9 protein-coding genes are annotated in these 10,614 nt (G+C 75.6%); 4 read left to right on the forward strand and 5 right to left on the reverse strand.

The genetic code is table 11. The features are described from left to right. Positions 1–16: 16 nt before the first annotated feature. Positions 17–1,210 carry an LLM class flavin-dependent oxidoreductase gene (locus ACFYWL_RS00295; RefSeq protein ID WP_386965318.1) on the reverse strand — a complete coding sequence of 398 codons (1,194 nt, stop codon included), beginning with the start codon at positions 1,208–1,210 and terminating at the stop codon, positions 17–19. 125 nt (positions 1,211–1,335) lie between these two features. Here ACFYWL_RS00295 and ACFYWL_RS00300 point away from each other — a divergent pair, with 125 nt between their 5' ends. Genes ACFYWL_RS00300 through ACFYWL_RS00315 form a run of 4 tightly spaced genes read left to right on the forward strand, consistent with a single transcriptional unit; the run spans position 1,336 to position 4,558 of the window. Further along, the gene (locus ACFYWL_RS00300; RefSeq protein WP_386965321.1) at positions 1,336–2,400 is read left to right on the forward strand and encodes an ABC transporter substrate-binding protein; all 1,065 of its coding nucleotides are present in this window, start codon (positions 1,336–1,338) and stop codon (positions 2,398–2,400) included. Beyond that, the gene (locus ACFYWL_RS00305; protein ID WP_386965324.1) at positions 2,397–3,176 is read left to right on the forward strand and encodes an ABC transporter ATP-binding protein; all 780 of its coding nucleotides are present in this window, start codon (positions 2,397–2,399) and stop codon (positions 3,174–3,176) included. The genes ACFYWL_RS00300 and ACFYWL_RS00305 overlap by 4 nt, the downstream gene beginning before the upstream one ends. After that, positions 3,166–4,047: an ABC transporter permease gene (locus ACFYWL_RS00310; protein ID WP_386965326.1), complete on the forward strand. Its 882-nt coding sequence runs from the start codon at positions 3,166–3,168 to the stop codon at positions 4,045–4,047. The genes ACFYWL_RS00305 and ACFYWL_RS00310 overlap by 11 nt, the downstream gene beginning before the upstream one ends. A gap of 1 nt (position 4,048) precedes the next feature. Further along, positions 4,049–4,558 carry an RrF2 family transcriptional regulator gene (locus ACFYWL_RS00315; protein ID WP_386965329.1) on the forward strand — a complete coding sequence of 170 codons (510 nt, stop codon included), beginning with the start codon at positions 4,049–4,051 and terminating at the stop codon, positions 4,556–4,558. A gap of 31 nt (positions 4,559–4,589) precedes the next feature. Here ACFYWL_RS00315 and ACFYWL_RS00320 read toward each other — a convergent pair whose 3' ends face one another. The 4 genes from ACFYWL_RS00320 to ACFYWL_RS00335 all read right to left on the reverse strand — a co-directional run bounded on the left by ACFYWL_RS00320 (position 4,590) and on the right by ACFYWL_RS00335 (position 10,597). After that, complete coding sequence (locus ACFYWL_RS00320) at positions 4,590–4,811, reverse strand: hypothetical protein (RefSeq protein WP_386965331.1); 222 nt, start codon at positions 4,809–4,811, stop codon at positions 4,590–4,592. Positions 4,812–4,996: 185 nt separating this feature from the next. After that, positions 4,997–6,406, reverse strand: a complete 1,410-nt coding sequence (locus ACFYWL_RS00325; protein ID WP_386965333.1) for a DEAD/DEAH box helicase — start codon at positions 6,404–6,406, stop codon at positions 4,997–4,999. A gap of 197 nt (positions 6,407–6,603) precedes the next feature. After that, positions 6,604–6,807, reverse strand: coding sequence for a cold-shock protein (locus tag ACFYWL_RS00330; protein WP_043965813.1), 204 nt, complete (start codon positions 6,805–6,807; stop codon positions 6,604–6,606). Between the two features lie 229 nt (positions 6,808–7,036). After that, positions 7,037–10,597 (reverse strand): ATP-dependent helicase, encoded by a 3,561-nt coding sequence (locus tag ACFYWL_RS00335; RefSeq protein WP_386965336.1) that lies wholly within the window; start codon positions 10,595–10,597, stop codon positions 7,037–7,039. Positions 10,598–10,614 lie beyond the last annotated feature (17 nt).

Genomic DNA, 10,614 nt, shown 5'->3' on the forward strand with positions numbered 1-10,614 from the left:
ACCCTAGCGCGTCGGGTCAGCCCACGGGCGCGACGGCGGCGACCCGGGGCAACACCTCCGCGCCGACCCGCTCGGCCTCCTCGCGGTGCGGCCAGCCGGACAGCACGAACTCGTCGACGCCGTGCGAGGCGTACTCGTCGATCCTGGCCGCGACCTCGGCGTAGCTGCCGACGAGCGCGGTGCCGGCGCCCTCGCGGACCAGGCCGATCCCGGCCCACAGGTTCGGCGCGACGGTGAGCGCGGCGGCGGACCCGCCGTGCAGAGCGGCCATCCGGGCCTGGCCGACGGAGTCCATCCGGCGGAACCGGGCCTGCGCGGCGGCGATCCGCTCGGGGCTCATCCCGGCCAGCAGCCGGTCCGCCTCGGCCCACGCCGCGCCGGCGGTCGGCCGGGCGATGACGTGCAGCCGCAGGCCGGTGCGCAGGGCGCGGCCCCGCTCGGCGGCCAGGGCCCGCACCCGGGCCACCCGGGCGGCGATCGCGGCTGGCGGCTCACCCCACATGAGGTACGCGTCGGCGTGCCGGGCCGCCACCGCCTCGGCGGCCGGGGACGCCCCGCCGAGGTAGACGGGCGGCGGCTCGGCCAGCGGGGCGGCCAGGCCGCCGCCGGCGATCCGGTAGTGCGCGCCGGTGAAGTCGAACGGCGTGCCGCGCCAGGACCGGCGGAGCACGTCGATGAACTCGCCGGTGCGCGCGTACCGGTCGTCGTGGTCGAGGAAGTCGCCGTACGCCCGCTGTTCGGCGGGGTCGCCGCCGGTGACGACGTTGAGCGCGAGCCGCCCGCCGGAGACGGCCTGGAACGCCTCGGCCTGGGCGGCGACGAGCGTGGGCAGGGCGAACCCGGTCCGCACGGCGACGAGCATGCCGATCCGCTCGGTGTGCTGGGCGACGGCGGCGCAGACGATCCACGGGTCGGGGCAGCCGGAGCCGACCGGGGTGAGCAGCGCGGCGAAGCCGGCCGCCTCGGCGGCCCGGGCGACCTCGGCCAGGTAGCCGACGGTGGCGGCCCGCTCGTGCCGGGCCGCGCCGGCGGTGACGGTGGCGGCGCCGACCTGGTGCCCGTCGCCGGACGTGGGGAGGAACCAGTGGAAGGTCACGTCGACCGCCTCTCCGCCCGGCGCGCGGGTCGGGCTCTTCGCGCCGCAGCGGCTGCCCGGCACCGCGCCGCGAGCGCCGACGGGCCGCGCCGCGAGCGCCGTCAAACCTAGCAAGAAGGTAGGAAAATCGGGAATAATCCCGAGCGCGAATCCCGCGATGTGGACGGGCCTTGACGTCGCCCAGAGCCTGCCGCAGTCTTCCTACCAACTAAGTAGGAATACTGCGGATTGGACAGACGATGAGACGGCTACCCTTCCGTCGGACGGTGACCCTGGCCGCCCTCGCCGTGGTGGGCGCGGCGACCCTGGGAGCCACCGCCGCGTGCGGCGAGGACGACGGCGCGGCGGCGGGCGGCTCCGGCCCGGTCACGCTCCGGCTGGGCTACTTCCCCAACATCACCCACGCCCCGGCGGTCGTCGGGGTGGAGAAGGGCATCTTCGCCGAGAAGCTCGGCGGCGACGTCAAGCTGGAGACGAAGACCTTCAACGCCGGCCCGGCCGCCATCGAGGCCATCTTCTCCGGCGCGCTCGACGCGACGTACATCGGGCCCAACCCGACGGTCAACGCGTTCTCCAAGTCCAAGGGCGAGGCGGTGCGTGTCGTCTCCGGCGCGGCGTCCGGCGGCGTGGCCCTGGTGGTCAAGCCGGAGATCACCTCCGTCGAGCAGCTCAAGGGCAAGAAGATCGCCACCCCGCAGCTCGGCAACACCCAGGACGTGGCGCTGCGCTACTGGCTCCGGGAGAAGGGCCTCACCGCCACCAAGGAGGGCGGCGGCGACGTCAAGGTCGTCCCCCAGGAGAACGCCCAGACCGTGGAGACGTTCAACAGCGGGACGATCGACGGGGCGTGGGTGCCCGAGCCGTTCGTCTCCCGGCTCGTCAACGCCGGCGGCAAGGTGCTCGTCGACGAGCGCGACCTGTGGCCGGACAAGAAGTTCGTCATCACCAACCTGATCGTCTCCACCAAGTTCCTCAAGGCCCACCCCGACGTGGTGAAGAAGCTGGTCGAGGGCCAGGTGGCGGCCAACGAGTTCGTCAACACCAAGCCCGACGAGTCGCAGCAGGCCATCTCCGACCACATCGGCAAGATCACCGGCAAGCCGCTGGACGTGAAGCTCATCAAGCAGGCGTGGCCGACGCTGGAGTTCACCAACGACCCCATCGCCTCGTCGCTGAAGGCCGGCCTGGACCACGCGGTCGCCGTCGAGCTGACCCAGCCGGTCAGCCTCGACGGGCTCTACGACCTGAAGTACCTCAACGAGGTGCTCAAGGCCCAGGGCAAGCCCGAGGTCGCCCAACCATGACGTCGACCACGACGACGCCGCGCGGCGCGACCGGCTCGGTCGCGCTGCACGGCGTGACCAAGGTGTACGGGCAGGGCGAGCACGCCGTCCTCGCCCTGGACGGGGTCTCCCTCGACGTCGCGCCCGGCGAGTTCGTCTGCCTCGTGGGCGCCTCCGGCTGCGGCAAGAGCACCCTGCTCAACCTCGTCGCCGGCCTGGACAAGGTCAGCGGCGGGCGGATCGAGCTGGGCGACGGCGTCAACCCCGGCCTGATGTTCCAGGAGTCCGCCCTCTTCCCGTGGCTCACCGTCGAGGGCAACGTCGACGTGCCGCTGAAGCTGCGCCGGCTGCCCCGGGCGCAGCGCCGGGAACGGGTCGCCGAGCTGCTGCGCACGGTGCACCTGGCCGAGTTCGGCCGCAAGCGCCCGCACCAGCTCTCCGGCGGCATGCGGCAACGGGTGGCGCTCGCCCGCACCCTCGCCCTGGACACCCCGGTCCTGCTGATGGACGAGCCGTTCGGCGCGCTCGACGCGATGACCCGGGACATCCTGCACGACGAGCTGGAACGGATCTGGGCCGAGCGCAAGCTCACGGTGCTCTTCGTGACCCACAACGTCCGGGAGGCGGCGCGGCTCGCCGACCGGATCATCCTGCTGTCCAGCCGGCCCGGCCGGATCATCTACTCCACCCGGGTCGACGTGCCCCGGCCCCGACGCATCGACTCCCCGGAGATCGCGTCGATCGCCGCCGACGTCACCAACCGGCTCCGTACGGAGGTGGGCCGCCATGGCCAGTGAGACGATCGCCGAGACGCGCGCCGACGCCGAGATCTCCGGGCTCGACGCGCTGGAGATCGCCGGCCGGCAGAAGACGACCACCCGGGCCGCCACCATCTGGGCGTCCACCTGGCCGAAGCTGGCCGCGCTCGCCATCGCCATCGCCGCCTGGCAGGTCGTGGTGTGGGCGGAGATCTGGCCGCCGTACTCGCTGCCCGGGCCCGGCCCGGTCTGGCAGGAGCTGGTCCGCCAGGCCAGCGGGGCGCAGCTCTGGGACGGCCTGGTCACCACCCTGCGCCGGGCCGCCCTCGGATACGTCTTCTCCGTCGGCGTCGGCCTGCTGCTCGGCCTCGCCGTGGCCCGGTTCCGGGTGCTGCGGGCGGCCATCGGCTCGATGATCACCGCGTTGCAGACCATGCCGTCGATCGCCTGGTTCCCGCTGGCGATCCTGCTGTTCGAGCTGAGCGAGAAGGCGATCTTCTTCGTCGTGGTGCTCGGCGCGGCCCCGTCCATCGCCAACGGGGTGATCAGCGGGGTGGACTACGTGCCGCCGCTGCTGCAACGGGCCGGGCGCAACCTCGGCGCCCGGGGGCTCAACCTCTACCGGTACGTCATCGCCCCGGCCGCCCTGCCCGCCATCGTCGCCGGGCTCAAGCAGGGCTGGGCGTTCTCCTGGCGCAGCCTGATGGCCGGCGAGCTGATCGTGGTGGGCATCTCGCAGACCTCGCTCGGCGCGCAACTGACGTACGCCCGGGAGCTGGCCGACGCGCCCTGGCTGCTCTCCACGATGATCGTCATCCTGGTCGTCGGCCTCGGGGTCGACGCCGCGTTCGGGGCGGCGGACCAGGCGATCCGCCGCCGCTGGGGCGTGCTGGACCAGGCCGGGCAGTGACGTGTACGTCTCCGCGCGCAGCGACTACGCGCTCCGGGCCATGCTGGCCGTCGCCGCCACGGCCCGGGACGCGGGCCCCGCACCCGCGCCCGGCGGCGAGCTGGTGAAGGCGGCGGCCCTGGCCGAGAGCCAGGCCATCCCGCTGAGCTTCCTCCAGGGCATCCTGCTCGACCTGCGGCGGGCCGGGCTGCTGTTCAGCCACCGGGGCACCGACGGCGGCTACGCCCTGGCCCGGCCGGCCACCGAGATCAGCGTCGGGGACGTGCTCCGCGCGGTCGGCGGGTCGCTCACCTCGGTGCGCGGCCTGCCGGCCGAGGTCGCCGGCTATCACGGGGTGGCCGCCGGCCTGCGCGACGTGTGGCTGGCGGTCGACGGGGCGATCGCCCTGGTGGTGGACCGGACGACCCTGGCCGACCTGCTCGCCGGGGAGGGCGAGGGGCCGGCCGCCGGGGACGGGGCGACGGCCCGGACCACGGCAGCGCCCGTCGCCGATCCGGTCGGCGGGGCCTGACCGGCCGGTGCGCCGGCTGAGCGGTGCGGGCTCAGCCGGCGGACCGGTCGTCCACCCCCATGACGGCGTCGGTGAGTTTCGCGTCCGCCCCGTCCGGGTTGTGCAGCCCCACCACCCCGGCGGGCTGCCGGGCGCTGCGGGTGGGATGCCACGGCGAGAAGGCCGCCGCCGTGGCGAGCAGCAGCCCCGCCCCCGCGACCGCCAACACCACCAGCAGCTCCCGTGCCGCCCCCGACTCGACGTCACCCGTCATGGTCTTCCTCCCCCCAGCAAGGCCGGTCCCCACCGGCCCGTGTTCCCCCACGGCTAGCATCTTCCACCCTGCGTGCGGGCGACAGTCGCCGACCGGACCCGCGCCTGCCTGATTCCCGACTCAGTCACCTGATTCTCGGATCAGTCAGCAGCCTCGGGGAACGCGGTTCCCGACCGGCGGGCGGGTCAGGCGGAACGGGGGCGACGCGGGCGACGCGACCGGCCCGACGCGCGGTGCCCGGTGCGCCGCCCGTCGCCGCCCGCCGCGTCGCGGCCGGCCGGGGTGTCCCCCTGGGGGCCGGCGGAACGGGGCGTGCCGCCGGACGCGGCGGCGCCGTGGGCCGCGCGGGCGGACCGGGAGCCCCGGCCCGACGCCGCCGGGGCGGACCGCTGCGGCGGCGGAACGGCGATGGTCACCGGCACGCCCGACGGCTCCCGGGCGCCGGTCACCCGGGCCAGCGCCTCGTCCCCCGGGCGGACCTGGGTGGCCTGCGGCCGGATGCCGGCCGTGGCCATCAGCCGGGACACCTCCCGGCGCTGCTCGGGCAGGACCAGGGTGACCACCGTGCCCGACTCGCCGGCCCGCGCCGTACGCCCGCCCCGGTGCAGGTAGTCCTTCGCCTCGGTCGGCGGGTCGACGTTGACCACCATGTCGAGGCCGTCGACGTGGATGCCCCGGGCCGCCACGTCGGTGGCGACCAGCGCGGTCACCTGGCCGGTGCGGAACTGCTCCAGGATCCGGGTGCGCTGCGGCTGGGACTTGCCGCCGTGCAGGGCGGCGGCCCGCACGCCCTTGGCCAGCAACTGGCGGGCCAGCCGGTCGGCGCGGTGCTTGGTGCCCATGAACAGGATGGTGCGACCCTCGCGGGCCGCGATCCGGGTCAGCGTGGCCGGCTTGTCCTCCGCCTCGACGTGCAGCACGTGGTGGGTCATCGCGGTGACCGTGGCGGTGCCGGGGTCGACGGAGTGCGAGACCGGGTCGGTGAGGAACCGGCGGACCAGCTTGTCCACGCCGCCGTCGAGGGTGGCGGAGAAGAGCATCCGCTGGCCGTCGCCGGCCACCTGCTCCAGCAGCTTGGTGACCTGCGGCAGGAAGCCCATGTCGGCCATCTGGTCGGCCTCGTCCAGCACCGTCACGGCCACCTGGTCGAGCCGGGCGTCACCGCGGTTGATCAGGTCGTGCAGCCGGCCGGGGGTGGCCACGACCACCTCGGCGCCGGCCCGCAGCGCGTCCGCCTGCCGCCCCAGCGACAGGCCGCCGACCACGGTGGCGACGCGCAGCCCCAACACCCGGGCGTACGGGGAGAGCGCGGTGGTCACCTGCTGGGCCAGCTCGCGGGTCGGCACCAGCACCAGCGCCAGCGGACGCCCGGGGCGGGCGCGGCGGCCGGCGGTGCGGTGCAGCAGCGGCAACCCGAAGGCGAGCGTCTTGCCCGAGCCGGTGCGGCCCCGGCCGAGGACGTCCCGGCCGGCCAGCGAGTCCGGCAGCGTCGCCGCCTGGATCGGGAACGGTTCGGTGATGCCCTGCGCGGTCAGCTCGGCGAGCAGCGCCGGCGCCAGGCCGGTGGCGGAGAAAGAGGGCAGAACGGTGGTCATGCAGAAGCCTTCCTCGACGCGGCACGTGTCGAGGGAGGGCGCCAGGGTGGCGCTGTCGACCGGCGGACGGGGCCGCCGGGACTCACAAGCACGAACCGAATGGGGTCGTGGCCGGCCCGCCGCACGAGGGGCGGACCGGCCACGTCGTCACGCCCGGAGGGCGCGACGGATGTTACGGGTGGAACGGGTGCCGGAGATCAGAGCGGGCGGATGTTCTCCGCCTGCGGGCCCTTCTGGCCCTGGGTGATCTCGAACTCGACCCGCTGGTTCTCGTCCAGGCTCCGGTAGCCGGAGGTCTGGATCGCCGAGAAGTGGGCGAAGACGTCGGCGCCGCCGCCGTCCGGGGTGATGAAGCCGAAGCCCTTGTCAGCGTTGAACCACTTGACGGTGCCAATTGCCATGTGTTTCGTCTCCTTGACGGAACGTCGGACCCGCACCTGTTGCGGGCCCGAAGAGGAGCGCTCCGCGCGGGATGCGCGAATCGCCTGTCGCTTCTGGTCGCCCCGCCCGGAGAACTCCGGACACAACAAAGAGCGCCTGGGGCCACAATCCGCCAGGCGCACACAGAGTCTCTGGGAACCATAACTGCAACGCAGCCAGGTTAGCACGAATCTCGCCGCCCGTCGCCTGTCACCGGAAACTTCCCGGCCACGCCCCGCCCGCCGGGGCGTCGGCGCTCGCGACGGCGCGGTCGCGGGCGGCCTCCGGAACGGCCGCGACCAGCGCGGCGAGCCCGTCGGCGTCCAGCAGGTCCGCCGGGCGGACGGTCGCGCCGTCCCGTACGTAGTGGAAGGCGGCCCCGACCCGGTCGACCGGCACCCCGGCCAGCTCGGCCCACGCCAACCGGTAGACGGCGAGCTGCACCGCCGCCGCCTCGGCCTCCGCCCCCACCGGCTGCCGCCCGGTCTTCCAGTCGACCACGTCGAACCGCCCACCCGGCCGGGCGAAGACCGCATCCATCCGGCCCCGCACCACCACCCCGGCGATCACCGTGGCGAACGGCACCTCCACCTCCACCGGCACCCGCTGCGCCCACTCGCCGGCCAGGAAGCGCGCCTGCAACTCCGCAAGCGCCTCGTCCGGCGCGGCGTCGGCGTCGGCCGCCCCGGGCAGCTCGTCCACGTCGAGCAGCCGGTCCGCGCCGAAGCGCTGCTCCAGCCAGGTGTGGAACGCGGTGCCCCGCCGGGCGTACGGGTTCGGCGCGCTCGGCATCGGCCGGCGCAGGGCGCGGGCCAGCTCCTCCGGGTCGCGGCGCAGCGCCACCAGTTGGGTGACGGAGAGCTGCCCGGGCAGGACCACCTCGACCGCCCCCGCCCCGGCGGCCAGCTCGGCCCGCTCGGCGAGCAGCAGGTCGGCCTCCCGCCGCCAGCGCGCCACCTCCGGGTCCCCGGCGACGACCGGCCCCCGCTGTCCGTCCGGGCGGGCGGATCCTCCACCCGGGACGGCGGCTTCCCCACCCGGGGCGGCGGGTCCCGCGTCCGGGCCGGCGGCGTCCCCGCCCGGGGCGGCCGGTTCTGCGTCCGGGCCGGCGGCGTCCCCACCCGGGGCGGCCGGTCCCGCGTCCGGGTCGGCGAGGAAACGGCGCACCAGCGCGGCGGCCTCGGCCAGCGCCGGACGACGCCCGCCCAGCGGGTCGGCCGGCCACTCGGCGCGCAGCACCACCTCCGTGGTCGGGTTGACCGCGTCGCCGGCCGGCTCCGGGGCCCACCGGTCCACCAGCAGCCCGTCGCCGGCGCCGGAGCACGCGTCGTGCACCTCCCGCAGGAACGCCGACGGGCCGCGCGGGCGCTTCGTCCCCTCGCCCCACCAGTACCCGGAGCAGAGCAGCAGCCGCCGGGGGCGGGTCACCGCCACGTACGCCAGGCGGCGCTCCTCCCGCTCGTCGTGCGCCCGCCAGGCGTCGGTGAAGTCGGCCAGCGCCCGCGCCACCGCGCGCTGGTCGGCCGCGTCGGCCAGGCCCAGCTCGGGCAGCCCGTCGGCGTCCCCGCGCAGCGGGAACGGCAGCACCCCCAGCCCGCCCAGCCAGTGGTCGGAGTTGCGCACCGGCCCCGGCCAGACGCCCCGGCTCAGGCCGGCGACCGCCACCACGTCCCACTCCAGGCCCTTCGCGGCGTGCGCGGTGAGGATCTGCACCGCCCCGTCGACCACCTCGACCTCGCCCGGGGCGAGGCCGCGCTCCTCGTCCTCGGCGGCGGCCAGGTAGGCCAGGAAACCCGACAGGGTCGCCGCCGGGGACTCCCCGCTGAACCGGGCCGCCACGTCGCCGAGGGCGTCCAGGTGGCCCCGGGCCAGGCCGGCGTCGCCCGTGCCGTCCCGGCCCGCCCGCACCGCCACCTCCACGTCCAGGCCGATGGTCCGCTCCACGTCCGCGATCAGCTCCGGCAGCGTCTGGTCCAGCCGGTAGCGCAGCAGCGCCAGCTCCTCGCCGTACGCGCGCAGCCGCGCGTAGCCCTGGTCCGAGTACGCCTGGGCCGGCCCGAGGTCGGCCAGCGCCTCCACGAGGGTGGCCTCGTCGAGCAGGTCCACAGCGACCTCCGGCTCGTCCCCGGCGGCGAGCCGGCGACGCTGGGCGGCGATCGACCGGGCCCGCCGGTGCAGGGCCACCAGGTCGCGCGGCCCGATCCGCCAACGGGCACCGGTGAGCAGCCGCAGCAGCGCCGCCCCGTCGGTCGGGTCGGCGAGCACCCGCAGGGTGCACACCACGTCCCGCACCTCGGGGGTGTCCAGCAACCCGCCCAGCCCCACCACCTCGACGGGCAGCCCCCGGGCGCGCAGCGCCGTGGCCAGGGCGGGGATCTGGCTGCGCAGCCGCACCAGCACGGCGGTGGTGGGCCGCAGCGGCACCGGGACGTGCTCGGGCAGCGCGCCCGGCATCCCGGCCGCCCCCCGCCACGCCGCGAGGACGCTGTCGGCGATCCAGTCGGCCTCGTCGGCGTACGTCGGCAGGAGCGCGCAGTGCACGGTGCCGGCGGCCAGGCCGCCCGGCGTGCGATGCGGGATCGGATCCCGCACGCTCAGCGCCGCCCGCAGCTCCGGGACCCGGGCCCCCGCCGCCCGCAGCGGCGTGGCCAGGGCGTTGGCCACCCCCAGGATCTCCGGGCGGTTGCGCCAGCTCGTGGTGAGGCCCAGCACGGCGGCGGGCGTGCCGTCGGCGCGGGCGAACTCGGCCGGGAAGCGGTCCAGGGTGCCCGCGCTGGCCCCGCGCCAGCCGTAGATGGACTGGCAGGGGTCGCCCACGGCGGTCACCGGGTGGCCGCCGCCGAACAGCGCGTTGAGCAGCACCACCTGGGCGTGGCTGGTGTCCTGGTATTCGTCGAGCAGCACCACCCGGAACCGGTCCCGCTCGATCGCGCCGACCGCCGGGTGGTCGCGGGCCACCCGGGCCGCCCGGGCGAGCTGGTCGGCGAAGTCCATCGCCTCGAAGTCGTCCTTGCGCCGGCCGTACGCGCGGACCAGCGGCAGCAGCTTCAGCCGGGTCTGCTGCAGGGCCAGCGCCCTGCGCACGTCGGCGTAGACCCGGCCGGGGCGGGACTGGACGTCGGCGAAGAACCGGCCCGTCCAGGCGGCCAGGGCGTCCGGGTCGACCAGGTGCTCGTCCAGCTCGCCGGCCAGGGCCAGCACCGCGTCGGTGATCGTGCTGGGCATCCGGTCCACGCCGGTCATGTCGCCGTCGTAGTTGCGCACCAGCAGGTCCACGAGCTGCCAGCGGGACGCCTCGGTGAGCAGCCGGGTGGTCGGCTCGTACCCGGCGCGCAGCCCGTGCTCGGTGACGATCCGCCCCGCGTACGAGTGGTACGTGGACACCGTCGGCTCGCCGGCCAGCGGGTCGTCGAGCGGGTCGCGGCCCCGCCGCCCCAGCCGGCGCACCAACTGGTCGAGCCGGGTACGCACCCGGTGCGCCAGCTCGCCGGCCGCCTTGCGGGTGAACGTCAGGCCGAGGACCTGCTCCGGCCGGACGTACGCGTTGGCGACCAGCCAGACCACCCGCGCGGCCATCGTCTCGGTCTTGCCCGAGCCGGCCCCGGCGACCACCAGCAGCGGCTCGACCGGCGCGGCGATGATCGCGGCCTGCTCCCGGGTGGGCGCGGGCAGCCGGAGCAGCTTCGCCAGCTCGACCGGGGTGTAGCGAGGGCCGGAATCGGCGGCCCGGGGCGCCGGGGTGGCGGCGCTGAACAGGGCGGGCTGGGTCACGCGACGTCCTCAGTTCG

The sequence above is a fragment of the Micromonospora sp. NPDC002575 genome, assembly GCF_042889525.1.
In the GTDB taxonomy this organism is placed as follows: Bacteria; Actinomycetota; Actinomycetes; order Mycobacteriales; family Micromonosporaceae; genus Micromonospora; species Micromonospora carbonacea.

Bases quoted from the DNA above. Each gene is read 5' to 3' on its own strand.
- ACFYWL_RS00325 (WP_386965333.1), bottom strand. From the start codon at position 6,406: ATGACCACCGTTCTGCCCTCTTTCTCCGCCACCGGCCTGGCGCCGGCG.
- ACFYWL_RS00305 (WP_386965324.1), top strand. From the start codon at position 2,397: ATGACGTCGACCACGACGACGCCGCGCGGCGCGACCGGCTCGGTCGCG.
- ACFYWL_RS00330 (WP_043965813.1), bottom strand. From the start codon at position 6,807: ATGGCAATTGGCACCGTCAAGTGGTTCAACGCTGACAAGGGCTTCGGC.
- ACFYWL_RS00320 (WP_386965331.1), bottom strand. From the start codon at position 4,811: ATGACGGGTGACGTCGAGTCGGGGGCGGCACGGGAGCTGCTGGTGGTG.
- ACFYWL_RS00300 (WP_386965321.1), top strand. From the start codon at position 1,336: ATGAGACGGCTACCCTTCCGTCGGACGGTGACCCTGGCCGCCCTCGCC.
- ACFYWL_RS00310 (WP_386965326.1), top strand. From the start codon at position 3,166: ATGGCCAGTGAGACGATCGCCGAGACGCGCGCCGACGCCGAGATCTCC.